Source organism: Pseudomonas sp. IPO3778 (assembly GCF_013386825.1).
GTDB lineage: Bacteria > Pseudomonadota > Gammaproteobacteria > Pseudomonadales > Pseudomonadaceae > Aquipseudomonas.
Window position 1 is genome coordinate 476 of sequence record NZ_JACARC010000089.1, and the last position, 25358, is coordinate 25833.

Consider the following 25358-nt stretch of genomic DNA (forward strand, 5'->3'; position numbering starts at 1 on the left):
GCCTCGCTAAAGCTCGACAGCGCCCACATTTGTCTTGCCCGGCAGGGCCTGTGACAGAACGTCGCAGATTACGTACGCAGGCAGGGGTTGTTAGAATGCCACGCTCTCCTCGCCTGATTTAACGCTTCGTGGTACCCAGGCGCTTCACAGGATGCACAGTTGATGAGTACGTTATTCACCCGCCGCAAAGTCCTCACCGGCATGGGATTGCTGGGCCTGGGCCTGCTGGCCGGCTGCGACAACAGCCCCAAGCTGAACTTCAAGTACGGCAAGGACCTCAGCGACAAGATCATGGGCCGTACCTTCAAGCTCAAGAACACTGCCGGTGAAACCGTCACCTTGAGTTCCTTCCGTGGCCTGATGCCGGTGGTGTTCTTCGGCTTCACCCAGTGCCCGGCCGTGTGCCCGACGACGCTGGCACGCATGGCCCAGGCGAAAAAACTGATGGGCCGCGACGGCAAGATCATGCAGGTGGTGTTTATCACCCTCGACCCGGAACGGGACACGCCCGAGATTCTCGATGCCTACGTCAAGGCCTTCGACCCGAGCTTTGAAGCGCTGTATGGCACCCCGGAAGAAATCGCCGTGGCCGCCAAGGAGTTCGGGATCTTTTATGAAAAGATCCCGGCCGGCGACAGCTACACCCTCTCCCACACCGCCACCAGCTTTGTGTTCGACACCCGGGGCACCCTGCGCCTGGGCCTGTCCGCCTCGCTTAACGCCAAAGAGTGTGCAGAAGACCTGCTCACCGTCATGGAGGTCTGCTAATGACTGCCGTTCAACACCTCAAGCGCATTGCCCTCGGCCTCTCCCTGCTGGGCCTTGCCGCACACGCCAGTGCACAGGCGGTGGTCACCGACGCCTGGGTACGCGCCTCGGTACCGGGCCAGCCGTCCAGCGGCGCCTTTATGACCGTGACGGCCGACAGCGACAGCAAACTGCTCAGCGTGGCGTCGCCGGTCGCCAAGACCGTGCAGATCCATGAAATGACCATGAAGGACGACGTGATGCGCATGGGCCCGGTGGAGTCGGTTCCGTTGCCGGCGGGCAAGGCCGTCAAGCTCGACCCGGACGGTTACCACGTGATGCTGATCGACCTCACCGCCCAGATCAAAGAAGGCGACCAGGTGCCGCTGACCGTCACCGTGGAAAATGCCAAGGGTGAAAAACAGACGATTGACGTCAAGGCTGAAGCTCGTGCGTTGAATGCGATGGAACCCATGGATCACAGCAAGATGCATTGATCGCCGTTACCTGTGGCGAGGGGGCTTGTGTGGGAGCGGGCTTGCTCGCGAAGGCGGTGTGTCAGTCAGCACATGTATTGACTGATCCACCGCTTTCGCGAGCAAGCCCGCTCCCACATTGGCCCTTCGGTGTCTGAAAAATCGGGCGCCCACTTCATACTTTTTTAGTCTCGCCTCAACACTTTCTATATATTTTCAATCTGCAAACCAACTCGTTAGCCTGCGCATGCCGGACGCGTCTCCCTGTCGACGTCCGGTCAGATAATTCTAAAAATAAGCAGCAGACAACGGGAATAACAATGAGCAAATCCCCCATTACCCTGGGCCTGACTTCGGCCACCCTCGGTTTGACACTCGCCTTCCCCCTCCTTGCCGAAGCTGACTTTTTCAAAGACAGCAAGGCCGACCTCGAATTTCGCAACTTCTACTTCAACAGCGATTACCGCCAGCCCAACGCCAGCCAGTCCAAGCGCGATGAGTGGGCCCAAGGGCTGATACTCAATTACCAGTCGGGCTATACCGAAGGCCTGGTGGGCTTTGGCCTCGATGCCATCGGCCTGCAGGGCTTGAAACTGGATTCCAGCCCCGACCGGCAAAACACCGGCCTGCTCCCCGTGGGCGAGGATGGCGCGCCAGACAGCTACAGCCGAATGGGTGCCACTGCCAAGGCGCGGATTTCCAAAAGCGTACTTAAATTCGGCACGCTGATCCCCAAGCTACCCACCGTACTGCCCAACGACGGCCGGTTGCTGCCCCAGACCTTTCGCGGCACCCAGCTGACCAGCCAGGACATCGCCGGCCTGACCTTCGACGCCGGGCGCCTGACCAGCAACACCCTGCGTAACGACAGCGGTCACGCCGACATTGAAGTCGACGGCAAAGGCATCAAAGGTGCCGTGCCCAGCGATAAATTCGACTTCGCCAGTGCCAGCTACAGCTGGACCAAAACCCTCGTCACCGGCTACCACTACGCCAACCTCGAGAACAACTACAAGCAACACATCTTCAACCTGGTGCACACCCTGCCATTGGGTGACGCCCAGTCGTTCAAGTCTGACCTGCGTTACGCCGACTCCAGCAAGGAAGGCAACAGCAACATCGACAACCAGGCCTTTGGTGCCAAGTTCACCTACAGCCTCCACGGCCACTCCTTCGGCGCGGCCTACCAGCGCATGAAAGGCACCACCGGGTTCCCCCACCTGGACGGCACCGACTCCTACCTCGTCAACTACGTGATGATCTCGCCGGACTTCGCCAACCCCGAGGAAAAGTCCTGGCAGGCCCGCTACGACTATGACTTCGCCGCCCTCGGCATTCCCGGGCTGACCTTTATGACCCGCTACCTCAAAGGCGACAACTTCGTACGCACCGGTGCCCTGGAAGGCACGGAGTGGGAGCGCAACACCGATATCGGCTACGTCTTCCAGAGCGGCGCCCTGAAGAACCTTGAAGTGAAATGGCGCAATGGCACGTATCGCAGCAATGGCAGCGGCAGCGATATCGACCAGAACCGCTTTATCGTCAGCTACACCCTGCCCTTGTTGTAATTTTCCGGAGCGTTGCACATGAATACCAAGAAAAGTCTGATCCACCTGGCCGTCGCCTTTGCCCTGTTCAGCAGTTACGGCGCCTATGCCGCCGACACCGGTGCGCTGCCCTGCAACACCACCGAGGAATGCGCGGCCCAGGCGGCCAAAGTCGGCGCCACGCCCGACTCTTCGCAAACCGCCCACAAAACCAAGGGCGACCCGACCCAAACCCAGTTCGCCTGGTTGAACCGCATCAACAAAGCCTCGATCGTGATGCTCACCGAAGAAGGCATCGTCAAACCGGACATGGGCCACAAGATCGCCGGCGGCGTGCGCTTTGCCATCGACCAGGCCGACCAGCCCGGCGGTAAACGCCCGGATGATGTGCTGCAACTGGAAAAAATCATGACCGACAAGATCGGCCCTGAAGCCTCCCTGATCCACTCCGGCCGCAGCCGCCAGGACATGCTCGCCACCTACCGCCTGGCCAAGCTGCGCGCCCAGGTGCTGGCCTACAGCGATGCGCTGAACGCCACCCGCCAACGCCTGCTGAACATCGCCGACAAGAACGTCGATACCCTGGTGCCCGCCTACACCAACGGCGTGCAGGCCATGCCCATCAGCTACGCACACTACCTGCTGGCGTTTGAAGCGGCGTTTGATCGCGACGGCCAGCGCATCCGCGAACTCTACACCCGCCTCAACCTGAGCCCGATGGGCACCGCGGTGCTGGCGAACTCCGCCTACCCACTGAACCGCGAACGCCTCGCCGAGTTGCTGGGCTTTGACGGCGTACGGGAAAACTCCCTGGATTCGAGCCAGGTGTCGACCTATGACATTCCCATCGAGGCGGCCAACCTGGCGGCGTCGTCGGCGATTCGTATCGGCGCGATGATTGGCGATATCCACACCCAGTACCATCAGATCCGCCCTTGGCTGCTGCTGGACGAAGAGTCCACCTACACCAGCAGTGCGATGCCGCAAAAGCGCAACCCGGGGCTGTTGATGCGCACCCGCGAATCCGCCTCGGATGTGGTGGGCCTGGCGCAAACCGTGACTTTGCGCGCGCATAACGTCACCACTGGGATGACCGACTACAAGTTCGCGTTTGATTCATTGGGGCTGTTCCAGTCCACCGATGAGATGTTCAAAAGCATGGACGCGGTGCTGGATGCGCTGCAAATCAACCCGCAGCGCGCACTGGATGAGCTGGAGTCGGAATGGACCACGTCGATGGAATTGGCCGACACCCTGGAGCGTCAGTTCAAGGTGCCGTTCCGCATTGGTCACAGCTTCGCGTCACTGATCGTTACCGAAGCGCGCAGCAACGGCACCACGCCGAAGACGTTCCCGTATGCGGACGCGCAGAAGCTGTACACCCAGGCCGCCGACAAATACAAATGGACGCCGAATACCTTGCCGCTGGATGAGGCTGGCTTCCGTGCGGCGCTGTCGCCGACGGCGATGGTCAAGACCCGCAAAGGCACGGGTGGGCCGCAGCCGGAAGAGGTCAAGCGGATGTTGGTGGAAGCCCGCAAGAACCTCGACGCGGACCAGAGCTGGCTCAAGGAACGTCGTGAGAAGTTGAAAGGTGCGGAAGGCAATCTGGACAAGGCCTTCGACAAGTTGCTGAACGCCAAGGGCTAACGGCTTTCTGTAGGAGCGAGCTGGCTCGCGAAAAACGGGAGAACAGCGCGGGGTGCCAGATACCCCGCGTCAGCGTTAACGCCCTTCGCGAGCAAGCTCGCTCCTACAGGTTTGAAGATCAAGGGATCTTTGCCATCCGCAAATCGCCAGGCACGCCACGCAGTTGCCCAACACATTGGTCAGCGACCGGCACTTCATCAGCCGCTCCACCCCCAACAGCAACCCCACCCCTTCCAGCGGCACCAGTTGCAGGATGTTCAAAGTGGCAATCAAGGTAAACAGCGCCGAGCCCGCCACACTGGTGGACCCGAGGGAGGTGAACAGGCAGATCACCAGCACCGCCAGCAACTCGGGCACGGCAATGTCCACCCCGGCCAGATGCGCCAGGAACATGATGGCGGTGGTCAGGTAAAGATTGGTGCCGGCCAAATTGAAGGTATAGCCGGTGGTCAGCACCAGGCGCACTAATTGGCGGTCACAGCCCAACGCCTCAAGTTTGCTGACACACCCGGGAAGTGCAGCCACGGAAGAGCCGGTAAACGTCACCAACAACAACTCTTCTTTCAAGTAGATAATTAACCGCGTCAATTTAACGCCCACCAGGCGCGTAACACTTGCGAGCACTAACACCACAAATACCGCGCAGGCAAAATAGATGACAGCCACAAACTTCAACAGTGGCAATACAGAACTTACGCCGTACTTGCCCACGACAAAGGCCATCGCACCAAACGCCGCCAGCGGTGCAAACTTCAAGATCAGGCGCAGCAGCCAGAACAACCCGGCGACCGCCGCTTCCAGCCAGCCCAGGCAACGGCTGCCGACCTCGCCAGCACGCCCCAGCAGCACCCCGCACAGCACCGCCACCAGCATCACCTGGAGCACCAGGCTTTGGGTGAACACCCTGTAAAGACTCGACGAAATCGATGTCATCGACAGTTCGTGCAGCAACACTTGCGGCGCGACAAGCGGTGTCAGGTGGCCAAAATCCAGGCTGGCGACTGCCCCGTGATCCAGGTTGAAGAGTATTCCCGTCGCCATCCCCAGCAGCAATGCCACCAGGGACATCAGCTGGAAATACACCACGATGCGCCCCACGACATGCCGGTGATGGGGTTCACGCTTGATACCCGCGACCCCGGTCGACACCAACACAAACAACAAAAAGGGCATCAGTAACCCGACGACTTTAATAAAGGCGTCACTGAGTACTTTCATCTCAACCGCCACGCCCGGATAAAACAGCCCCAACACCATGCCGAGTGTAATGGCAATCAAAATAGGCAGGGTGGCGTTATTCGCGAGTCGGGCTGGCATCAATGCTCCATGGTCTTTTTATTTATTGTTATTGTCGGATCAGGCCACGTTCGGCATATTGGTCGCCAAGGCGCATTCAGGCCACAAATAATAAAGTCTTGTCACGGGATATACCACCATGGAACTTCGCCATTTACGTTATTTCATCATGGTGGCCGAAGAGCGTCATTTCACCCGGGCCGCCGCCCGCCTGAACATGCAGCAACCGCCCCTCAGCCAACAGATTCGCGCCCTGGAACAAGAGCTGGGGTTTGACCTGTTCAAGCGCCACCCCAAGGGCGTCGACCTGACTGCCGGCGGCCTGGTGTTTCTCGACGAAGCGCGCGTCATCCTCGCCCGCGTCGAACAAGGCGCCCTCAAGGCCGCCCGCGCTGCCCAAGGCATCGAAGGTACGCTGGTCATTGCCTTTACCAGTTCTGCCGCCGCGCACCCGCTGATCCCGCGCATCATCCGCGCCTACCGCGAGCACTACCCCGGCGTGGAACTCTCGATCAACGAAGGCAGCGCCCGGGAAGTCACCGAAGACACCATCGAAAAACGCATCGACATCGGCATCCTGCGCGCCCCGGTGGGCGATCACCAGAGCCTGACCTTCCACCGCCTGCTCAACGAAGAAATGCTGCTGACCCTGCCCGTCGGGCATCCGTTGCTCAAGGGGGGTGAACCGAGGATCACCATGGCCGACCTCAAAGACGAACGCTTCATCCTGGTCCGCCGCCCCGGCGCGCCGGGGATGTACGCCAACCTGATCAAGGCCTGCCAGAACGCCGGTTTTGAACCGAAGATTGCCTTTGAAGTGGAACGCATGCTGACCAACGTCAGCCTGGTGGCCGCCGGTGAAGGCATTTCGGTGGTGCCGGCGTCCATGCGCGATGTGCATCGCGAGAGCGTGGTGTACTGCCGGATCAGCGATGCCCGGCCGAGGTTGCTGGCACCGATTACCCTGGTGCGGCGCGCATTCAATCCGTCGACGCCGCTGCAGAATTTTATTGGGTTGGCGCGGGAGCTGGCCGGGGTTTATCGCAAGGGATAAGGGCCGGTGAAACCTCAGTCCACCACGAATAACTTCGCCCCGACGGCAGTGGATGATCGATGCCCTTCCATGTCATTACCCACCTGGTAACTCATCCCGGCCGTCAGCGTGAACTGCCGGCCGTCCTCCAGTTCGGTGTGCAACTCGCCCTCCAGGCACAGCAGGACATGCCCGCGCCAACACCAGTGATCGGCAAGGTAACCGGCGCTGTATTCGACCATGCGCACACGGGTTGAACCGAACTGGCAGGTGCGCCAGTAAGCGCTGCCGGTTTCGCCGGGGTGCAGCACGGGTTCGATGGCCGACCAGTCGGTGGTGCCAAAGGGAATTGCGGTCAGGTCCATAAGGGTCTCGGCTGCGAATACGTGTGGGCAGACCGTACCGATCAGGTGAGCGAAGCGGTAGAGACAGATCCGCAGCATTTGCGGGATACAGGACAGCGACTCTTGGTATCCTGCCACCCTCCTCCGCATGGACGCCCGTCGATGAAGATCGATCCATCCTTTGTTGTGCATGAAACCGAGCATTGGCTGCTCAATCATCACCTGTCATCCGCACTGCCGGGCTACCTGATGCTGGGTGCCAAGGCGCCGGCCCACTCACTGGCGGACATGCCCGAGACGGCGCTCGCAGAGCTGGGTGGGTTATTGGCCAACACCCAGCGAATCATGGAGGCGCAACTGCAGCCCAAGTGGCTTTACATCAGCCGGTTCGGGCATATGCCGGGCTTCCCGCTGCACTTTCATTTCATTCCGGTTTACGAGTGGGTGGAAGCGTTGTTTTGGGGGGATGAGCGCTATCGGGTGCTGCAGAATTTCGGGGTGCAGCAGGAGGCTACCGACGGTGCCGAGCTGACATTTTTTATCTGGCGAGAGTTTGGTGAGAGCCCTGTTCCGCCGGCGGTACAAGGCCCCGCTGTAGACGAGGTGATCAAGCGTTTGCGTGGGGCATTCACTACTCAAGACAACACATAACCTTTGTGGCGAGGGAGCTTGCTCCCGTTGGGCTGCGCAGCAGCCCCAAAAAGGTCAGCGCGTTCTTTCAGTCAGATTGCATTAGCCCTATTGGGCTCGCTTCGCGGCCCAGCGGGAGCAAGCTCCCTCGCCACAGGTATCTCCCCTCGCCATAGTCTTTTCGGGTGTCAGTACAGGTGTTTGCGCATCGGAATACAGGCTAGCTGCAACCCCGATGGCGAATGGTAAATCGCCTGTTCGCTGCCCACATAGCCGTGCCGCCGGTAAAAATCCGCCGCATTCAACGTCGCGTCCAGGATCACTTCTTCAATCTCCAACTCCCGCGCCAACGCCTCCAGATACGCCAACATCTGCCGGCCAAACCCCCGTCCGATGAAACCGGGCAGCACAAACAACGCGCCGATTTCGTTATTCGTCAGGTCCAGCATGCCGGAAGCCACCGGCTCACCACCCACACACCCCAGGTAAAAATGCGTGTCCATCAGCGCGTCATAACCGTCCTCGGCTGCACCTCGCGTCCAGAGCATCATCTGCTCCGACGCGTACGCGCCAATACATTGGCTGCGGATGGCCAACAGGCGAATATCGAAGGCGGTCTGTGCATCTTCCAGCGTGGCGCGTCTTATCTCAAACATTCGTCCTCCATGGACTTCAGGCGTTCTCGTCACCCGGTCGGGTAAACGAATAGCGATCAATATCGGTCCTCAACTGCCAACCCTGGCCCTGCCAATAGCGGGCGGCACTGTGATTGGTCTTGAACACATCCAGGTGGCATTTGCGGATGCCCAACTGTGCAAGGCTGGCGAGGCAGCGTTCAACCAGCGCGTTCGCAATGCCCTGACGCCGATACGCAGGCAGCACCAGCAGGTGCTGCAAATAGCCGCGACGGCCATCGTGCCCACACATCACGCAGGCCCCCAGCACGCCATCGACCTCGGCCACGAAGCTCATGCCGGGATTGCGCTCCAGATAACGCGCGGTGGCCTCGCGGGAGTCGGCGTCGCGCAGGGAGATGCCGGGGGTGTTGCGCATAAGGTCGGTGACGGCGTCGTAGTCGTCGAGGGTCATGATGCGAATGTTGAGCATGGGCGTGAACCTGGATGTGTGTGGGCCGGAAAGGCAGCCTACCAGCACATCCCACCCGCCTGCACCGCTCTGCATCAGTTATTTATGCTCACTTCCCAGCTTAATAATATTTTATTAAAAACCGCCCTCCCCCTAGCCTTGAAGCCATGCCCAAGCTGAATCCAACTGCATTACGCAAGGACAGACACATGACTCAAGCCATAACAAAAACAGACACGCTGGTGGTGGGAGCCGGCCAAGCTGGCGTCGCCATGAGCGAGCACCTGAGCAAGCAAGGCGTACCGCACCTGGTGCTGGAGCGCAGCCGTATCGCCGAGCGCTGGCGCACCGGCCGCTGGGATTCGCTGGTGGCCAACGGGCCGGCCTGGCATGACCGCTTTCCGGGCCTGGCTTTTGATGACGTCGCCCCCGATGGCTTTGCGCCAAAAGAGCGGGTGGCGGATTACTTCGAAGCCTATGCACGCAAGTTCAATGCGCCGATTCGCACCGGCGTGGACGTGACGTCCGTGGTGCGCAATGTCGGGCGCCCAGGCTTTACTATCCACACCAGCGAAGGCGTCATCGAAGCCAACCGTGTGGTGGCGGCGACCGGGCCGTTCCAGAAGCCGGTGATTCCGGCGATTGCGCCTGAAGACACGGCGCTGCACCAGATCCACTCCGCCGACTACCGCAACCCCGCCCAACTGCCGGCGGGTGCCGTGCTGGTGGTGGGTGCGGGTTCCTCCGGGGTACAGATTGCCGATGAACTGCAACGCTCCGGCCGCCAGGTGTTCCTGTCGGTGGGCGCCCACGACCGCCCGCCACGGGCCTATCGCAACCGCGATTTCTGCTGGTGGCTGGGGGTGCTGGGTGAGTGGGACCAGGCCGCAATGAAACCCGGCCGCGAGCACGTGACCATTGCAGTAAGCGGCGCCCACGGCGGCAAGACCATCGACTTCCGTGAGCTGGCCCAGCACGGCATGACCCTGGTTGGCCTGACCCAATCCTTCAACGGCAGCGTCGCCCGCTTCCAGCCCAACCTGGTGGAAAACCTGGCCCGCGGCGATGAGAACTACCGGGCCCTGCTGGATGCGGCGGATGCCTATATCGAACGCAACGGCCTCGACCTGCCGGTAGAGCCTGAAGCACGCCGCGTGTTTCCCGATGCCGAGTGCATCAAGCATCCGATCCTTGAACTGGACCTGGCCAAGGCCGGTGTCACTTCCATCATCTGGGCCACCGGTTTTGCCGTGGATTACAGCTGGCTGAAAGTCGACGCGTTTGACGCCGCCGGCAAGCCCCAGCACCAGCGCGGCGTGGCCAGCGAATCGGGCATCTACTTCCTCGGTTTGCCATGGCAGTCGCGCCGGGGCTCGTCGTTTATCTGGGGCGTTTGGCATGACGCCAAGTACGTGGCCGACCATATCGCCATCCAGCGCCAATACCTTGAATACCGCGAAGCCGCACCCGTTGTGCACCCGTCCCCTGTCAGCGCCTGATCACTTAGTTCTGGAGTTTTTTTGATGCCTACTCACACTCGCATCCGCATGTTCAACACCAAGGAAACCTACCCTAACCAGAGCCTGGACAACGACCTGTGTCAGGCCGTACGCGCCGGCAATACGGTGTATGTGCGTGGCCAGGTGGGCACCGATTTCGATGGCAACCTGATTGGCCTCGGCGACCCGCGCGCCCAGGCCGAGCAAGCCATGCGCAACGTCAAGCAACTGCTGGAAGAAGCCGGCAGCGACCTCAGCCACATCGTCAAGACCACCACCTACCTGATCGACCCGCGCTACCGCGAGCCGGTGTACCAGGAAGTCGGCAAGTGGCTCAAGGGCGTGTTCCCGATCTCCACCGGGCTGGTGGTATCGGCCCTGGGCCAGCCACAATGGCTGATGGAAATCGATGTGATCGCCGTCATCCCCGAATAAGGAGCCGCCCATGACCTTTTCAATCGTCGCCCGTTGCGCTGAAACCGGCCAGATGGGCATTGCCATCAGCTCATCGAGCATTGCCGTGGGCGCCCGTTGCCCCTGGCTGCGGCCCGGTGTGGGCGCGGTCTCGACCCAGAACATCACCCTGCCCGCCCTGGGCCCGGACGTACTCGACCTGCTGGAACAAGGCCTCGCCCCCGCCGACGCCGTGGACAAGGCCCTGACCCGCAATGGCTACAGCCAATACCGGCAACTGACGGCGATTGATCACCTGGGGCGCACCGTGCATTTCAGCGGCAGTGAAACCCTCGGTACCCACAACGCCGTGTCGGGCGAACAGTGCGTGGCCGCCGGCAATATGCTCGCCGACCGCGCGGTGATCGACGCCATGGTCAAGGCCTTTGAACAAGGCGAAGGTCAGTTGGCAGACCGACTGCTGGCCGCGATGCACGCCGCCATCGCCGCCGGCGGTGAAGCCGGGCCGGTACATTCCGCGGCGTTGGTGGTGGTGGGTGAGCTGACCTGGCCAATCATCAACCTGCGGGTGGATTGGGCCGACGCGCAGCCGATCGCCGAGCTGCAAAAGCTCTGGGACGCCTATCGCCCGCAAGTGCAGGACTACATCGACCGCGCCCTGGCCCCCGACCGCTCCCCAGGCTACGGCGTGGCCGGAGACGACCGATGAGCACCAGCCGCGAACTGCTGCAAACGCTGGTGGGGTTTGATACCACCAGCCGCGAATCCAACCTGATGTTGATCGAGTACGTGCGCGACTACCTGGCGGGTTTCGGTGTCGCGAGCGAATTGATCTACAACGAAGAACGCAGCAAGGCCAATCTGTTCGCCACCCTCGGCCCGGCGCAGGTGCCCGGGATTGTGCTGTCGGGGCACACCGATGTGGTGCCGGTGGATGGCCAGCCATGGACGTTGCCGCCGTTTGAGTTGACCGAGCGCGACGGCAAGCTGTTTGGCCGGGGCACGGCGGACATGAAGGGCTACATCGCCTGTGTGCTGGCGCTGGTGCCGGCACTGGTCGAGGCCAACTTGCGCATGCCGGTGCATATCGCCCTGTCCTACGATGAGGAAGTCGGCTGCCTTGGGGTGCGTTCGTTGCTCAAGGTGCTGGAGCAATGGCCGGTGAAACCGCTGCTGTGCATTATCGGCGAGCCCACCGAGTTGAAACCGGTGCTGGGGCACAAGGGCAAGCTGGCGATGCGCTGTGATGTGCATGGCGAGGCCTGTCACTCGGCGTATGCGCCTGCCGGGGTGAATGCGATTGAGTATGCGGCCGAGCTGATTGGCGAGCTGGGGCGGATTGGCCAGCGTCTCAAGGCCCATCAGGACGAGCGCTTTGACCCGCCGTTCAGCACCGTGCAAACCGGGGTGATTTCCGGCGGCAAGGCGTTGAATATCGTCCCGGCGGATTGCCGTTTTGACTTTGAAGTGCGCGCCCTGCCCTCGATGGACCCGGGTGAAGTGGCCGAGGAGTTGCAGGCGTATGCGATGCTGCAGGTGTTGCCACGGATGCAAGCGGTGAGCCGGCAGAGTTCGATTCGCTTCAGCGAGTTGTCGGCATACCCGGGGCTGGCCACCGATCAGCGCAGCCAGGCGGCGGAATTGATTGCGGCGTTTTCCGGCTCGCGGGAGTTTGGCACCGTAGCGTTCGGAACTGAGGGTGGGTTGTTTGATGCGGCGGGCATTCCGACGGTGGTGTGCGGGCCCGGGAGCATGGACCAGGGGCATAAGCCGGATGAGTTTGTGAGCGTTGAACAACTAAAGGATTGCGACGATATGCTGCAGCGGATGTTGCTCTCGATCCGTACCTGATTCCCCAAACAACTCAAATCAACTGTGGGAGCCGGGCTTGCCCGCGATGGCGGTGTATCAGCCAGCAGATTTGCAAACTGATCCACCGCCATCGCGGGCAAGCCCGGCTCCCACATTTTTAGTTTTGTGTCTACCCCAGTAACCGCGCCAGCTCTTCGCGGCAATAGTCCACAAACAACTGCACCGGCTTGGTCAACGGCGCCCGCCGTAGCCACACCGCCGACAATCCCGAGCCCGTCACCGTCTCAGCCAACGGCACACACACCACCTTCTGCCCGTCATAGGTGTACTCGGTAAACGGCTTGGTCACCAGAATCGAAAACCCGAACCCGCGCCCCACCATGCCCCGCACCATCTCGATCGACGGCGAGCTGAACACAATATTCGGCGTCAGCCCACGCTCTTCAAAGATGCTCACGAAGTACGTCCGGCTCGGCAGCACATCCAGCAAAATCATGGGTTCCAGTACCAGGTCCGCCAACGATACCTTGGCCTGCTGCGCAAAGCGGTGATCCGTCGGCAGCAACGCATAGGGCTGCTGCGGCGGCATCAACGGTGTGGTCTCGATGGTGCCACCCAAGTCATGCTCGAACAGCATTGCCACATCGATACTGCCCGCAGTCAGCGCCTGTACCAGCTCCTGCTGCTCGCCGTCGCGAATACGGATTTCCACCCCTGGCCACAGCGCCTTGAAGCCGGCAATCAAACGCGGCAAATACAGCGGCGCCACGGTTTCAAAACAGCCGATGTCGATCTGCCCGGCCACCACGTCGTTGTCTGCCAGGGCGTTCTGCTCAAATTCATGGGCCACCCGCAGCAGCTCCAGGGCCTTGCGATAAAACCGTGCACCACTGGGGGTCAGCGACACGCCTTGGGCGTGATGCCGGATAAACAGCTGCACACCAAAGCTGTCTTCCAGTTGCTTGATGGCCGTCGACACCGACGGTTGCGCGATATAGAGCTTGCGCGAGGCCTCTGCCACGCTGCCGCACTCGGCGGTGGTTACAAAATATCTGAGCTGACGCAGGTTATAGGCAGCCATCGGGACCTCCATAAACGTGGGATTTCGCCCCAAACAAGTGCGTGGAAATCGGCTTTTTCACACTGATTCAAGTACATGCAACATACCGGAGCAAAAAATCACGCGAGATACTTTTTTTAAGGTCTATAGCAACAAACTTACTAATTTACCTCCCTGTGACCATTGCACATGATCACTCCAACAACAAAGGCGACGCACACGCGCCGCCCAGCGAAGTACGTCAACGTACTCACCTTGCCTTGGAGCTCGTCATGGTTACCACTGCAACATCCTCCGCCCCGCTTATCGAGAAACACACGATTGGATACGTGCCCCCGGAAGATCGCCACGGAAAGGTAAGAGACCTGTTCACCCTGTGGTTCGGTGGCAACATCGCGCCGCTGCCCATCGTCACCGGCGCCCTGGCCGTGCAACTGTTCGGCCTGAACCTGGTGTGGGGCATCATTGCCATCCTTGTCGGCCACCTCGTCGGCGGCGTGCTGATGGCGCTGCACTCGGCCCAGGGCCCGCAAATGGGCATTCCGCAAATGATCCAGAGCCGCGCCCAGTTCGGCTCCCTCGGCGCCCTGCTGGTGGTGGTGATCGCCGGCGTCATGTACATCGGCTTCTTCGCCTCCAACATCGTGCTCGCGGGCAAATCCCTGCACGGCGTGGTCGACGCCATCCCGGTGCCGGTGGGCATCGTCATCGGCGCCATTGGCTCGGGCATCATCGGCATCATCGGCTACCGCTTCATCCACGTGCTCAACCGCATCGGCACCTGGGTGCTGGGCGCGGGCATCGTGCTGGGTTTCGGCTACATCTTCACCCACGTGCAGACGGCCGACTTCCTCACACGCGGCAACTTCAACATCTCCGGCTGGCTGGCCACCGTGTCACTGGCGGCGCTGTGGCAGATCGCGTTTGCGCCGTACGTGTCGGACTACTCACGCTACCTGCCGGCGGATGTACCGGTGGCGTCGACGTTCTGGACTACTTACCTGGGCACCGTGCTGGGTTCCAGCCTGGCGTTCATCTTTGGCGCGGTGGCGGCACTGGCAACGCCGGTGGGCATGGACACCATGGACGCGGTCAAACTGGCGACCGGCTCCATCGGCCCGCTGATGCTGTTGCTGTTCCTGCTCAGCGTGATCAGCCACAACGCACTTAACCTGTACGGCGCGGTGCTGTCGCTGATCACCCTGGTACAGACCTTCGCCTACCGCTGGATCCCGACGGCCAAGGCACGTGCGGTGATCTCGGTACTGGTGTTGGCGGCGTGCTCGATTGCGGCGGTGTTTGCCTCGAAAGACTTCATCGGGCACTTCGTGGACATGGTGCTGGTGCTGCTGGTGGTGCTGGTGCCGTGGACGGCGATCAACCTGATCGACTTTTATGCGATCCATAAGGGCAAGTACGACATCGGTTCGATCTTTCGGGTGGATGGCGGGATCTACGGGCGCTACAACCCGCAGGCGCTGGTGGCATACGCGGTGGGGATTGTGGTGCAGATTCCGTTTATGAATACGCCGCTGTATGTGGGGCCGATTTCGGCACACATCAATGGGGCGGATCTGTCTTGGCTGGTGGGGCTGGTGGTGACGTCGCCGTTGTATTTCTGGTTGGCGAGTCGGGACAGTGCGTATAAGCGTCGGTTGGAGGGGGGGAAGTTGGTGGGTGGGGTTTAAATAGGCTCTTACAAGCTCATACATACCCCACTCTCGGCTATACGGGAGCGGGGTAAGTCACTCGGCCAGTTCTATAACTCAATCAACTAGCCACAATCTCCAATATCTCACTGGGTGTGGCACGGATATGAGCACGTCCGGCAGCCGTTAGATTGCCGGTATTTTTATGACAGTTGCGCAGTTCAAAGAAGGACATCCTACTGACGGCACTTCCAACTGGGGCACACACCAAACCTGAGTTGCACTCTAAAAATCCTCCGCTTATAGTTCGCCCCGTCACTGACATGGCTCAGCGACAGGGTTTCGCAGCCCTACCAAAATAGAATCAACCTGCACAGTCATCAGACCCTCAGGCGGCTCTCGCCTGCGTCTCGCTTTATGGCGGCTGTGCGTGGGAGACCTTCGGGTCTGCCGGGGGTGATTCTTCCTGGTCTGCGAACCCGCGCACAGTTGCCACCCAATCTGTTTCGCAGCAGCTAGGTGGCAGTTCTTTTACCTAAAATAGAATCGCACCTTATGACGACGAATAACCCGCCCCACCGCTTCACCCCCATGTCCCAAACCGCCACCGAATCCCCCGTCCTACTCATCGACAGCGAAGCACCGCTCTGCGACCTGCACGCCTGCATCAGTGAACGCCTCAACGCAGCCCTCAAATACCTGCACCTGATGGCCTGTTCCAACGTGTCTGATTACGGCGAGCAAGACATCAATACCGTTGCCGAAACCGCGCGAATCCTGGTCCAGGATGTGGCAGATGTGTTTGGAGTGATTGAGCGGCGTGGGATGCATACGCCTGTGGCTGGCTGATTTATTTCCACCGCTAAGAAAACCCGCAGGTGCGGGTTTTCTAGTTAATAGGCTTGGCGAATATGGGTAGTGTCAGGGCCGCCGCCATCGCGGCCTCGCTAAAGCTCGACGGCTCCCACAGGGGATGTGGGGGGGAGCCGATCACAAGGGTCGCCAGTAAGAAATTCGAACAGCAAAGGCCCCCCCCCTCTTTCACTTAAAACAGTTTGATGGCAATCTGCCGCGTTTGCGACAAGCCCGCTCAATAGCAGGCGCATGTCGCCAATACTTTTTTTGCATTGATCACACCGGAAAGGATACCTCTTATGAAAAAGCTTCTTTTGGCACTTTTTTTCTTCAATGCCAGCGTTTGCTCAGCCGCGACAGCGGTGCTCAACCCAATGGATTTTGATGGGTCCGACGCTCAGAAAAAGCAGGTTCTTGACTTCGTGACCGCGACGGTAAAAAAGGACTATTGCGAGAAGATCGACATGTGCCAGGAAAGCACACTGCGCATGATGGAAAAGCAAAACCTGGACGCGTTTAAGCAAGCAACCAAAGCGACAGACCGCAAGATCATGGACGCGGTCATTCGTGACTACTGTGGAAAGATCGACATGTGTAACTACGGCACGATCTGGATGATGTACAAGCAAAACTTTGAAGCAAGCAATAAAAAACTTGCTTGGTGAAGGCGCCAAGCGTGAGCTGACGCAGCCTCGCTGAAGCTCGGCAGTTGCTACAGAGGAGCGGGCGGAAGGCGGATAGTGAGGGTGACCGGGCGGGCGCCATCGCGGCCTCGCTAGAGCTCGACGGCTCCCACAGGGGATCGGGGGGCTTGTGGGTTTTGCGTCCGGTTACACCCGGTGTGTGACGTATCGGAGAGAGCCCTGAAGGCTCTCTCTCAATCCCTCAGGCGGGAATGACGCCGTCCGCGTACATGTCCGCCGCGATTCGCCAGCCTTGGGTTTCCAGCTTCCAGACGAAAAGGCTCTTCATGTTGAACGCCTTGCCCTCTTTCGGCTGTACGTCCCAGGTGACCCAGGTGTAGGCCACACTGGGGGCCAGCGCTCGTACACGGTCGATGCGGATACTCGCCGAGCGGGTGTCGCCCACCAATGACGCTACCAGGTCGCCCAGCGCCGTGCCGCCCGAATACAACTCCGGGGTGCCCGCGCCGGTGATTTCAGTTTCAGGGGTGTAGAGTTGTTGCACGATCGCGCAAGCATCCTGCTCTTTCCAAAGCGTCTCAAGCACACTCAGACGTTCTCTGAGGGCAACGCTCAATTCATCCACTGGCTGCATGGTGACACTACCTCTTCTTGGGAAAATGAATGCGCGGTGATCAACGCCGGCCGTTGAAGTAGCCGCCCAGTTGGTGGGTGACTTTGCCGAACGTGCAAATCAGCGACCGAAAGTGTTCCTTGCCATAAATCCGGGTACGGGGAATGGAGCTCATGACGGCGTAATGTTTTGAGCCGCCCATGATGCCTTCCGCCAGCACCCGGCTGACCACATGGCTGGGAGTGACACCAAAGCCCGAATAGCCTTGGACGTAGAACGCGTTAGGGCGGCCAGGCAAGGTCCCAATCTGCGGAAACAGGTTGGCTGAGCACTCCATTGGCCCACCCCAGGCGAGGTCGATTTTTACGTCTTTCAAGTAGGGAAAAACGTTCAACATCAACTTGCGGTTCCACGCCTTCAAATCGTTGGGGATGTAGTCGAGGCAGTAAGTGGCGGCACCGAACAGCAGGCGGTTTTCGTTGGTGACCCTGAAGTAGTCGATCACCGGGCGAATATCACTGAAGGCGCCCCGGATCGGGCTGATCTGTTCAATAAGCGCGTCTGAAAGCGGTTCCGTCACCAGTTGAAAGGCATAGGTGCTGATCATGGTCTTGTGCAGTTCCGGCTCGAGACGATCAAGGAACGCGCCGCATGACCAAAGAATCTTTTTCGCCCGCACCGAGCCCTTGGCTGTGCGCACGTGGATGGTGTCGCCGTACGTCACTTCCAGGACCGGCGTGTTTTCAAACACCCGGCCGCCATGACTGACCAGGGCCTTGGCTTCCCCCAGCAGCAGGTTCAAGGAGTGGATATGGCCGTTACCCATGTGCATCAAGGCGCAGCTGTAGGCGTCGGAACCTATGATCTTCTTGACCTCGGCACCTTCCAGATAAGCGATTTCGCAATCCGGACTGAGTTCCTTGTATTCCTTTTCCCACGCCTGCAGCAGCTTGCCCTGGCGCTTGTTGAAGCCCAGGTAGCCGTAGCCCTGGCGAAAGTCCGCGTCGATCGCGTATTTATCGATACGGCTCTTGATAATGGCGGCGCCTTGGTCGCTGATCTCGAAGATCGCACGCAGGCCCTCTTCGCCGACATCCTTGCGGATTTTTTCCAGGTCATGACCGATACCGGCCATCACGTGTCCACCGTTACGCCCCGACCCGCCGAACCCCAGGTAGCGCGCTTCAAGCACCACGACGTTGGTGACGCCGCGCTCTGCCAGTTCAAGGGCGGTGTTGACACCGGAAAACCCGCCACCGATGACAACCACATCCGCCTCAATATCGTGTTCAAGGTCGGGGAATTTCAGGTCGTACTTGCGCGTGGCCGTATAGTAAGTGGTGGGCGTTTCTACAGAGAGCATGACACTTCCTCACAACAGTGCGTTCATCAAATCATCGAGCGCCGGAACTGAATGAACGCTGCGGTTCACCTCGCGCCGATTCAGCATCAGAGCCTCATTAAAACGCCGGCTTGGTCAGCGCACCATGCGCCACAGAGTCAACGAGTTGACCGAGACTGCCAGGATGGTTCAACCCACACGGGGTGCTGGCAACGGGTGCAATACGCGCATCTAGTTAACATGTTACTAAACGGAGCATTGACCGCGCACACGATGGGAATTTTCGCCCGTTTTCCTGGCACTCGGTTTTCGGGCAGCGCTCGACAAAAATTCAGAAACAGGCCCAAGCCCTTGAAACGCCTCCACTCTCTACAGGAGTTTGAAAACGCGGATGCGGCCCGAAATTTGCTACCTCACTCTGAGGTTAGTCGCAATTCGAACCCCGTGGGCCGTGGCGTCAAACCGGGGGAAGGCTGACGTCATTCCACTACCGCATTTGTTTCTTCCGAGCACCACCGGGCTCGGAAAGAGGGCCGCGATGAACACTGTTATGCACACTGGCCCGCAGGGCTTTGAAGAGTGGAACCATCACCTGTTCACCAGCTGCGGCACCTTCCATGCCGAACCGCCCGTCGAACACGGCGCGGTCACGTTCGCCGGGAGCATCCTGCCCTCCCCTGACGTGAATTCCATCTGCTCCGGCGCCAGAATCGTCAGCAACTGCCGCCACGTGCACCGGCAACACAGTGATATTCGCCGCGACGATCGGGACTTCTACTACCTCGTCATGCAAATGAAGGGCTCTGGGGTGATGTGCCAGGAGGATGGGCAGACGGTTCTGAAGCCCAATGACCTGGTACTCCTTGACGTCAACAAGCCGTGCGATTTCTATTTCACCGGGCTCTCGGATCAGCTGTCACTCACCATTCCTCGACGCCACATCGAGTCGCGCTTTCGTCACCGCGAGATCCTGCTTAACCACCGTATCGGCGCAGACTCAAGGTTGGGAACGTTGATCGGCATGCTTGCGCAACAACTGTTTGACCTCGAAGCCGCCGACGCCGATGAGTCCGAGGCGATGTTAGATGCCCTGCTGGCCCTGATGCGGCCCAGCGTGAGTGAAAGCCCGACACTGACCTGCGCGTATCAACAACAGACTCAGGTGTTCATGCTGCAAAAAGCCAAAGTGTGCATTGAGGCGCAGTTGATGAATAACGCCCTTTCGCCTGCCATGGTTGCCGACCGGGTTGGCACATCGGTGCGCAACCTTCACCGTTTGTTCGCCAACGGCGACACCACCATTGGCCGCTACATCCTGGAGCGAAGGCTGGAACAGTGTGCCGAGAACCTAAAGCGCGATGGCGCCTACGAAAAGGTCTCCAGCGTGGCGTACAACTGGGGCTTCAATGACGTGAGCCATTTCTCCCGGTCCTTCAAGGCCCGCTTCGGGGTATCGCCCAGGGAGTTTCGCCAGCAAAAGCCCGGCTGAGTCTCAGTGCAGGAAGCACTGATGGGTCATCACCACGGCACGGTTTTACCTTCTCGATCGATATACCGCAGGCCCGGTTTCCCTTGCTGCGCGAGCAACGTACTGACGATGTGCGGCACGGCTTCCTCCAGGCTGAACGGCGCGCCAGGCCCGCCAAGCGCGGTTTGTATCCAGCCGGGCGCCATCAACACCAAGGAGCGGGGATCGCCCGCGTGGCGTGCTGCATAGCTGCGCATATACATATTCAGTGCCGCCTTGCTCCCGCGATAAACCTCGTGGCCGCCCTTCTCGTTGTTACTCACGCTGCCTTGTCCCGACGACATGATGCCGATCAGCCCGCTTGCCGGCACAAGGGATTGCAGGCCTTCAATCACGCGCATTGGACTCAGCGCATTGGTGATCATCACGCGCACAAAATCGTCGGTGGCCACTTCCGCAATCGTGTCGTCCTGGTTCTGATTGGCGATACCCGCATTGACGAAAAGCATCTCGAACCTTCTACCGGCAAGGCGCCCGCTGAGTGCTTCGATTTCATCGGGCTGTGTGATGTCGAGCGACTCGATTTGGACGCGGTCTTTGTGTTTGGCGGCCAGGTCATGCAGTGGGGTGTTGGCAGTGCCCCGCACCGTCCCCACAACGTGCCATCCCCTCGTCAAGAACTCCGCAGCCAAGGCATAGCCGATGCCGCGGGAGGCACCGATGATGAGAAGCGTCCGGGGCGGTGTGGCCAATGCAGGCTGGGACATGTTCATGTTTCCTTGATTCGCGGCGATGACCCTGACTATAGGCAGCCGATAACCAAAGCGGTAGACGCACGGAAATCACACTACTGTTGCGTCAAACGCCTTACCCGGCAGGCCTGTCGCAGCGCCCGGTTCGACGCTCAGGAACACAGCACCGCCTCGCCGCGGAAATCCCGGGGGGATCGCTGGTACTGTTTCTTGAAGATTTTGCTGAAGTGCGCCGAGTCCGAAAAACCCCAACGGTAGGCAATTTCCGTAATGTTTTCATGGCGCAGGCACGGGTTGCCCAGGTCGTTGGCGCAGCGTTGCAGGCGCGTGCGCTGAATAAAGCGACACACGCTGTCGCCGCTGTTTTCAAACGAGCGGTACAAGTGCCTGATGGAGATTCCCAGCTGACTCGCCATCCATTCCGGGCTCAAGTCAGGCCGGTGCAGGTGGTCGCAGACCATGCGTTCAATCTGGCGACGCAGGTCGTTGATGTGCAGAATTTCTTCGAGCCCGTGGCTGCTCGGACGCTCCACCAGGGTCGGCTGTAACAGGGCGATCAAGGCGTCTTGCATCCCCAGCCCGTCCTCGTCGGTAAAGCAGGTTTCCTGATCGTGCATGATCTGGTTGACGAGTGCGCGCAACAGACGACCACTGGGGCAATGGGTTTGCAGTTTGCCCGACAGCGCGCCCTGACGATGCAGCGCCTGCACCCGATCCCGGGAGATTGAAATGGAGACCTGCTCAATCAGGCCCTGAGGCTCGACGCTGCACGCGCCAGCCTGGTCCATGATCGCCAACTCACCGGGTGCAAGCTCGATCGACTGCCCGTCCAGGTGCAACTGGCAGAAGCCCTTGCGCTGCACAATCAGAAAGCAATATCGATCATCGGCGTTGTCGACGTTTTGCCGGAACTTGGCAATTCGCCCGGCATTTGTGCGCAGTTCCGCGAACCCGACGCCCCCCAGATCACGCTGAATCATCTCGCCGATAAACAGCGAGTGCTCACTGCGAAGGTAGGTCGTGAAGGAACCGCATGCACTGCGGATCGCTTTATCCCAGTGCCCTGTTTCAGGTCGCAGCCCATCTTGGTTCATGATTGGCTCTCTTACCGGCTACAACGCCAGTGTTTCTTAGATTTATGGCCAATAGTTAACATGTTATTTAATTGAAATTCAACACTCGGCCATCCCTCTCTTTACGCTGCAAAAATCGTGACAACCTCCATAAAAAAAGCCGCAACCCTTTCTGGGTTGCGGCCTCGCACGGGCTCAGTCGCTAGGGAACTGGCTTAAACCTCATGAAGGATTCGCGACAGGTTGCGATACAGCTCCGGGCGCGCGAACTTGAACCACCAGGCCGTGAGCAATCCAATCACGCCCACCCCCAGCATGCCCAACGGGATGGCCTCGTTGAAGACGGAATCGCCCCCCGTCAGAAGCGGCATGTTCGTGACGATCACGGTCAGGCCACCGGCCAACGCGATCGCGCTCGCCAGCGGTGCCAGCAAGCGCTGCCACAGGTTGGTGCCGTGATGCTCGCGACGGAAGAAACGAATCACCGCCAGCGAGGTGAGTAACTGTACAGCCACGATGCCGATGGTTGCCGGCGCGCTGCCGATGGGCAGCACCTGGGTCATCGGGTCCACATGGAGCGCACCGAACACCGCCAGCAACACCACGCTGAACAGGGTCTGGCAGGTGCTTGCCACATGAGGTGTCTGATGAACCGCATGGGTGCGTGCAAACCGGTGCCACAGAATGCCTTCGCGTCCCATTGCATACAGGTAGCGTGACAACGAATTGTGAAAGCTCAGCAACACCGCGAACAGGCTGGTAATCAGCAGGATATTCATTGCATCCGCCAGCCCGGGCCCGACCAGTTTGGTCGCCAGCGCAAACCAGATGCCGCCGGCATCCTGGGTGACGCCTGCCACGATGTCATCCGGCCCTACCGCCACAACCAGAAGCCAGGAAGAGACGGCAAAGAACCCCATGATAATCAACAAGGCCAAATAGGTTGCTCGCGGCAACGTTCGGGCCGGATCGCGGGCTTCTTCGGCATAGATCGCCGTGGTTTCAAAGCCCATGAACGCCGCCCCCACAAACACCAGCGCCGCCCCAAACCCAGGTACAAACACATTGCTCGGCTTGAACGAGGCAACGCTGTAACCGGACGGGCCCCCTCCGTGGTAAACCACCGCCGCGTCGAAGACCACAATCACGGCCATCTCCGCCAACATCAACAGCCCCAGAAAGCGCCCGTTGAACGCCACGTTGCGTGTGCCGAAAAGCTGAACCACCACGGCAATCACGATCGACACCGCCCACCAGGGTACGGGCAGCCCCACGTGGGACAACGATTCCGCGCTGAAGAACCCGATCAGGCCATAACAGGCGACCTGCATCCCGGCGTACGCCACGATGGCCAGAAACGCTGAAGCGGTGCCCAGTGGCCGGCCCAGCCCGGTCGAGACGTAGGCATAAAACGCACCGGCATTGCGGATATGGCGCCCCATCGCGACAAAGCCGACGGCGAAGAGCAAGTAGGCCAGGCCCACCACCAGAAACGTGCCGGGTATGCCGATGCCGTTACCCATCTGAATCGCCGTTGGAACGGCCCCCACCAGCCCCGTCAGCGGTCCGTTGGTAGCCAGTACAAAGAAAACGATGCTCCACATGCCGATGGCATTTTTGCGTAATGCGCCAGCGTTGGCATTTGACGACTCCATAACCGGACCCCTCATCAAAACAATGGAAGAAGTGCTGCCAGGTGACAGTGGCCCCCAGCCTTCCCTGCGTCTTGTCCATGCTGGTACGAGACTTGTGTTTTTCTGCCAGAACCCTACGCCAACCGTGCCTTTGGCACGCATGGACGTATGGATGTCCGGGATAACAAAGAATCCGGGGCGGTCCTGGCCCTAGCCTTTGTCCAGCACCGGGCACCCTCGACCCGGCTGCCTAGACCCACTCGTCGCTTGCCGAGTGTCCCTGTATGTCGGTCCTGGAGAAACGCCATCGTGATACGCCAACCCATGCACTTTACGCTGCTCTATCGATCCCTTTCACTGACGGTCCTGGTGGGGCTCTCGCCGCTGGCCAGTGCCCTTTCACTGTATGCCGATGACCAGACCCAGGTCGACGCCAAACTGCTGGGCGCCGTGGGCGCCTTTTCCAGCCGGGAAAACTATGATCAGTCCGGCACACGCACAAAAGGATCAAGCAGTTGGCAGGAATCCGTCTTTCAGTATGGACTGGACCTCAAACACTCGACCCTGGGCTTTGGCAACACCTACGCCTCGCTGAACTGGGTGTCTTCGGGCACCTACGGCGAAGGTGATCCCGCCGGCTGGACCAACGGCTCGGAGCGCACCACCAAGATTGAAGATGCCTTCATCGGTTGGCGCTCGGCGGAACTGTTTCCGGCCCTGGGCACCGACGGCATCGACTTTTCCGTGGGCCGGCAGAACATTGTCATTGGCGACGGTTTCCTTGTCTCGGGAGACGCCTTGAATCTGGGCAAAGAGGTCGCCGACGGGCGCCAGAACCGGGGCGGCGCGTATTACCTGACCGCACGCAAGGACTTCGACCAGACGGTCGTGCTGCGCCTGGGGGGCAAACAAGGCTGGCGCAGCGACTTGATGTGGCTGAAGTCCGATAACCCCGCCCAGGCAAAACCGGAGGTGGCCGTGGGCACGCTTGAGCACGTGGCCGACCAGGGCACCGTGGGCCTGACCTACCTCAAAGTGCTGGATACCGACAAGGCGCTGGCGGACCTTTTCTACCCCGAGCGCAAGGGCATGAAGCAATACAGCGTCAGGGCACAAGGCAATGCGGGGGTTCCCAACCTGTTCCTGTCGGGTGAGTACGCCAGGGAGCAGAAGGACAGCGGCGATGAAAATGCCTGGTACCTGGAAGCCGGCTGGACGTTCAGCGACCTGCAGCTCAAGCCTGTCGTCAACTACCGCTACAGCCGTTTCTCCGAAGGTTATGACCCGTTGTTCTATGGCAATGGCCGCGCGCTGGGCACCTGGTTCCAGGGTGAGGTCGCGTCCAACTATGCGGGCCCCTTCAACAGCAATACCCAAGTCCATCACGTCGGCATCAAAGTCGCCGCCACCCCTTCGGTGAATGTGGGCACCCTGCTTTATGACTTCTCGTCGCTGGATCATAGCCGTCAGAACCTGAATGCCCGAGAGGCGGACCTCTACGCAGAATGGACCATCAATCAACACTTCACGCTGTTGCCTCTGGTGGGCTTGTACAAACCCGAGAAAAGCGCCGCCAGCGGTGGCACCCAGTTGGGCAACAGTGACACCAACCTTTACGCCCAAGTGATCCTCGCCGCGTCGTTCTAAAGCACGCTGACTCAAGTGCATGGAAGTACTTGGGTTGACGGTATGGCTGACGAGACACACTTCGCTGGCAGCCATTGGCCGCCAAAC

The 25358-nt window shown here is 59.9% G+C and carries 25 protein-coding genes; 15 read left to right on the forward strand and 10 right to left on the reverse strand.

Annotated elements, in window-relative coordinates; translation table 11 throughout:
- Positions 1-162: 162 nt before the first annotated feature.
- From HX855_RS31335 to HX855_RS31350, 4 genes are all read left to right on the forward strand, one after another.
- On the forward strand, positions 163-768 hold the full coding sequence (locus tag HX855_RS31335) for an SCO family protein (RefSeq protein WP_177085572.1): 606 nt from the start codon (positions 163-165) through the stop codon (positions 766-768).
- Positions 768-1244 carry a copper chaperone PCu(A)C gene (locus HX855_RS31340; RefSeq protein ID WP_177085574.1) on the forward strand — a complete coding sequence of 159 codons (477 nt, stop codon included), beginning with the start codon at positions 768-770 and terminating at the stop codon, positions 1242-1244. Before HX855_RS31335 ends, HX855_RS31340 begins: the two co-directional genes overlap by 1 nt.
- A 299-nt stretch (positions 1245-1543) precedes the next feature.
- Positions 1544-2791: an OprD family porin gene (locus HX855_RS31345; protein WP_177085576.1), complete on the forward strand. Its 1248-nt coding sequence runs from the start codon at positions 1544-1546 to the stop codon at positions 2789-2791.
- A gap of 18 nt (positions 2792-2809) precedes the next feature.
- Positions 2810-4420, forward strand: a complete 1611-nt coding sequence (locus tag HX855_RS31350; protein WP_177085578.1) for an argininosuccinate lyase — start codon at positions 2810-2812, stop codon at positions 4418-4420.
- Between the two features lie 75 nt (positions 4421-4495).
- On the opposite strand, the gene HX855_RS31355 is transcribed toward HX855_RS31350, so the two are convergent.
- Complete coding sequence (locus HX855_RS31355) at positions 4496-5737, reverse strand: cation:dicarboxylate symporter family transporter (RefSeq protein WP_177085580.1); 1242 nt, start codon at positions 5735-5737, stop codon at positions 4496-4498.
- A 118-nt stretch (positions 5738-5855) separates the two neighbouring features.
- Between HX855_RS31355 and HX855_RS31360 the strand changes: the two genes are divergently transcribed.
- Positions 5856-6770 (forward strand): LysR family transcriptional regulator, encoded by a 915-nt coding sequence (locus HX855_RS31360; protein ID WP_177085582.1) that lies wholly within the window; start codon positions 5856-5858, stop codon positions 6768-6770.
- 14 nt (positions 6771-6784) lie between these two features.
- Here HX855_RS31360 and HX855_RS31365 read toward each other — a convergent pair whose 3' ends face one another.
- On the reverse strand, positions 6785-7114 hold the full coding sequence (locus tag HX855_RS31365) for a DHCW motif cupin fold protein (RefSeq protein WP_177085584.1): 330 nt from the start codon (positions 7112-7114) through the stop codon (positions 6785-6787).
- 141 nt (positions 7115-7255) lie between these two features.
- On the opposite strand from HX855_RS31365, the gene HX855_RS31370 reads away from it, so the two are divergent.
- The gene (locus tag HX855_RS31370) at positions 7256-7744 is read left to right on the forward strand and encodes an HIT family protein (protein WP_177085586.1); all 489 of its coding nucleotides are present in this window, start codon (positions 7256-7258) and stop codon (positions 7742-7744) included.
- A 167-nt stretch (positions 7745-7911) separates the two neighbouring features.
- On the opposite strand, the gene HX855_RS31375 is transcribed toward HX855_RS31370, so the two are convergent.
- Both HX855_RS31375 and HX855_RS31380 read right to left on the reverse strand, forming a co-directional pair.
- Positions 7912-8379 (reverse strand): GNAT family N-acetyltransferase, encoded by a 468-nt coding sequence (locus HX855_RS31375; protein ID WP_177085588.1) that lies wholly within the window; start codon positions 8377-8379, stop codon positions 7912-7914.
- Between the two features lie 16 nt (positions 8380-8395).
- Positions 8396-8830: a GNAT family N-acetyltransferase gene (locus HX855_RS31380; RefSeq protein ID WP_177085590.1), complete on the reverse strand. Its 435-nt coding sequence runs from the start codon at positions 8828-8830 to the stop codon at positions 8396-8398.
- 146 nt (positions 8831-8976) lie between these two features.
- Between HX855_RS31380 and HX855_RS31385 the strand changes: the two genes are divergently transcribed.
- From HX855_RS31385 to argE, 4 genes are read left to right on the forward strand one after another with little or no spacing between them, the layout of a single operon-like run.
- Positions 8977-10308, forward strand: a complete 1332-nt coding sequence (locus HX855_RS31385; RefSeq protein ID WP_375140098.1) for a flavin-containing monooxygenase — start codon at positions 8977-8979, stop codon at positions 10306-10308.
- 24 nt (positions 10309-10332) lie between these two features.
- On the forward strand, positions 10333-10743 hold the full coding sequence (locus tag HX855_RS31390; protein ID WP_063030874.1) for a RidA family protein: 411 nt from the start codon (positions 10333-10335) through the stop codon (positions 10741-10743).
- 10 nt (positions 10744-10753) lie between these two features.
- A complete protein-coding gene (locus HX855_RS31395) occupies positions 10754-11431 on the forward strand; it encodes a DUF1028 domain-containing protein (RefSeq protein ID WP_177085594.1) in 678 nt (225 codons plus the stop codon).
- Positions 11428-12573 carry an acetylornithine deacetylase gene (argE, locus tag HX855_RS31400; RefSeq protein WP_177085596.1) on the forward strand — a complete coding sequence of 382 codons (1146 nt, stop codon included), beginning with the start codon at positions 11428-11430 and terminating at the stop codon, positions 12571-12573. Before HX855_RS31395 ends, argE begins: the two co-directional genes overlap by 4 nt.
- A 130-nt stretch (positions 12574-12703) precedes the next feature.
- Here argE and HX855_RS31405 read toward each other — a convergent pair whose 3' ends face one another.
- Entirely contained in the window at positions 12704-13615 is a 912-nt protein-coding gene (locus tag HX855_RS31405) for a LysR substrate-binding domain-containing protein (protein ID WP_177085598.1), read from the reverse strand.
- 251 nt (positions 13616-13866) lie between these two features.
- Here HX855_RS31405 and HX855_RS31410 point away from each other — a divergent pair, with 251 nt between their 5' ends.
- From HX855_RS31410 to HX855_RS31420, 3 genes are all read left to right on the forward strand, one after another.
- The gene (locus tag HX855_RS31410) at positions 13867-15282 is read left to right on the forward strand and encodes a cytosine permease (RefSeq protein WP_177085600.1); all 1416 of its coding nucleotides are present in this window, start codon (positions 13867-13869) and stop codon (positions 15280-15282) included.
- Between the two features lie 516 nt (positions 15283-15798).
- A complete protein-coding gene (locus tag HX855_RS31415; RefSeq protein ID WP_177085602.1) occupies positions 15799-16092 on the forward strand; it encodes a fructose-bisphosphate aldolase in 294 nt (97 codons plus the stop codon).
- Positions 16093-16397: 305 nt separating this feature from the next.
- Positions 16398-16763: a hypothetical protein gene (locus HX855_RS31420; protein WP_177085604.1), complete on the forward strand. Its 366-nt coding sequence runs from the start codon at positions 16398-16400 to the stop codon at positions 16761-16763.
- A 220-nt stretch (positions 16764-16983) separates the two neighbouring features.
- On the opposite strand, the gene HX855_RS31425 is transcribed toward HX855_RS31420, so the two are convergent.
- Together HX855_RS31425 and HX855_RS31430 are read right to left on the reverse strand one after the other, a co-directional pair.
- A complete protein-coding gene (locus HX855_RS31425) occupies positions 16984-17376 on the reverse strand; it encodes a DUF4440 domain-containing protein (RefSeq protein ID WP_177085606.1) in 393 nt (130 codons plus the stop codon).
- Positions 17377-17416: 40 nt separating this feature from the next.
- A complete protein-coding gene (locus tag HX855_RS31430; protein WP_177085608.1) occupies positions 17417-18718 on the reverse strand; it encodes an FAD-binding oxidoreductase in 1302 nt (433 codons plus the stop codon).
- Between the two features lie 517 nt (positions 18719-19235).
- Between HX855_RS31430 and feaR (HX855_RS31435) the strand changes: the two genes are divergently transcribed.
- Positions 19236-20186 carry a transcriptional regulator FeaR gene (feaR, locus tag HX855_RS31435; RefSeq protein WP_177085611.1) on the forward strand — a complete coding sequence of 317 codons (951 nt, stop codon included), beginning with the start codon at positions 19236-19238 and terminating at the stop codon, positions 20184-20186.
- A 29-nt stretch (positions 20187-20215) separates the two neighbouring features.
- Here feaR (HX855_RS31435) and HX855_RS31440 read toward each other — a convergent pair whose 3' ends face one another.
- From HX855_RS31440 to HX855_RS31450, 3 genes are all read right to left on the reverse strand, one after another.
- The gene (locus tag HX855_RS31440) at positions 20216-20932 is read right to left on the reverse strand and encodes an SDR family NAD(P)-dependent oxidoreductase (RefSeq protein WP_177085613.1); all 717 of its coding nucleotides are present in this window, start codon (positions 20930-20932) and stop codon (positions 20216-20218) included.
- Positions 20933-21069: 137 nt separating this feature from the next.
- Entirely contained in the window at positions 21070-22011 is a 942-nt protein-coding gene (gene feaR / locus HX855_RS31445; RefSeq protein ID WP_177085616.1) for a transcriptional regulator FeaR, read from the reverse strand.
- A 194-nt stretch (positions 22012-22205) separates the two neighbouring features.
- Complete coding sequence (locus tag HX855_RS31450; protein WP_177085618.1) at positions 22206-23645, reverse strand: APC family permease; 1440 nt, start codon at positions 23643-23645, stop codon at positions 22206-22208.
- A gap of 288 nt (positions 23646-23933) precedes the next feature.
- On the opposite strand from HX855_RS31450, the gene HX855_RS31455 reads away from it, so the two are divergent.
- Complete coding sequence (locus tag HX855_RS31455) at positions 23934-25271, forward strand: hypothetical protein (protein WP_375140099.1); 1338 nt, start codon at positions 23934-23936, stop codon at positions 25269-25271.
- The last annotated feature ends 87 nt before the right edge of the window (positions 25272-25358 follow it).

Bases quoted from the DNA above. Each gene is read 5' to 3' on its own strand.
- HX855_RS31350 (WP_177085578.1), top strand. From the start codon at position 2,810: ATGAATACCAAGAAAAGTCTGATCCACCTGGCCGTCGCCTTTGCCCTG.
- HX855_RS31450 (WP_177085618.1), bottom strand. From the start codon at position 23,645: ATGGAGTCGTCAAATGCCAACGCTGGCGCATTACGCAAAAATGCCATC.
- HX855_RS31410 (WP_177085600.1), top strand. From the start codon at position 13,867: ATGGTTACCACTGCAACATCCTCCGCCCCGCTTATCGAGAAACACACG.
- HX855_RS31370 (WP_177085586.1), top strand. From the start codon at position 7,256: ATGAAGATCGATCCATCCTTTGTTGTGCATGAAACCGAGCATTGGCTG.
- HX855_RS31345 (WP_177085576.1), top strand. From the start codon at position 1,544: ATGAGCAAATCCCCCATTACCCTGGGCCTGACTTCGGCCACCCTCGGT.
- HX855_RS31375 (WP_177085588.1), bottom strand. From the start codon at position 8,379: ATGTTTGAGATAAGACGCGCCACGCTGGAAGATGCACAGACCGCCTTC.
- HX855_RS31395 (WP_177085594.1), top strand. From the start codon at position 10,754: ATGACCTTTTCAATCGTCGCCCGTTGCGCTGAAACCGGCCAGATGGGC.
- HX855_RS31355 (WP_177085580.1), bottom strand. From the start codon at position 5,737: ATGCCAGCCCGACTCGCGAATAACGCCACCCTGCCTATTTTGATTGCC.
- argE (WP_177085596.1), top strand. From the start codon at position 11,428: ATGAGCACCAGCCGCGAACTGCTGCAAACGCTGGTGGGGTTTGATACC.
- HX855_RS31390 (WP_063030874.1), top strand. From the start codon at position 10,333: ATGCCTACTCACACTCGCATCCGCATGTTCAACACCAAGGAAACCTAC.
- feaR (WP_177085616.1), bottom strand. From the start codon at position 22,011: ATGAACCAAGATGGGCTGCGACCTGAAACAGGGCACTGGGATAAAGCG.
- HX855_RS31420 (WP_177085604.1), top strand. From the start codon at position 16,398: ATGAAAAAGCTTCTTTTGGCACTTTTTTTCTTCAATGCCAGCGTTTGC.
- HX855_RS31360 (WP_177085582.1), top strand. From the start codon at position 5,856: ATGGAACTTCGCCATTTACGTTATTTCATCATGGTGGCCGAAGAGCGT.
- HX855_RS31440 (WP_177085613.1), bottom strand. From the start codon at position 20,932: ATGTCCCAGCCTGCATTGGCCACACCGCCCCGGACGCTTCTCATCATC.
- HX855_RS31380 (WP_177085590.1), bottom strand. From the start codon at position 8,830: ATGCTCAACATTCGCATCATGACCCTCGACGACTACGACGCCGTCACC.
- HX855_RS31405 (WP_177085598.1), bottom strand. From the start codon at position 13,615: ATGGCTGCCTATAACCTGCGTCAGCTCAGATATTTTGTAACCACCGCC.
- feaR (WP_177085611.1), top strand. From the start codon at position 19,236: ATGAACACTGTTATGCACACTGGCCCGCAGGGCTTTGAAGAGTGGAAC.
- HX855_RS31425 (WP_177085606.1), bottom strand. From the start codon at position 17,376: ATGCAGCCAGTGGATGAATTGAGCGTTGCCCTCAGAGAACGTCTGAGT.
- HX855_RS31340 (WP_177085574.1), top strand. From the start codon at position 768: ATGACTGCCGTTCAACACCTCAAGCGCATTGCCCTCGGCCTCTCCCTG.
- HX855_RS31415 (WP_177085602.1), top strand. From the start codon at position 15,799: ATGACGACGAATAACCCGCCCCACCGCTTCACCCCCATGTCCCAAACC.
- HX855_RS31430 (WP_177085608.1), bottom strand. From the start codon at position 18,718: ATGCTCTCTGTAGAAACGCCCACCACTTACTATACGGCCACGCGCAAG.
- HX855_RS31365 (WP_177085584.1), bottom strand. From the start codon at position 7,114: ATGGACCTGACCGCAATTCCCTTTGGCACCACCGACTGGTCGGCCATC.
- HX855_RS31385 (WP_375140098.1), top strand. From the start codon at position 8,977: ATGCCCAAGCTGAATCCAACTGCATTACGCAAGGACAGACACATGACT.
- HX855_RS31335 (WP_177085572.1), top strand. From the start codon at position 163: ATGAGTACGTTATTCACCCGCCGCAAAGTCCTCACCGGCATGGGATTG.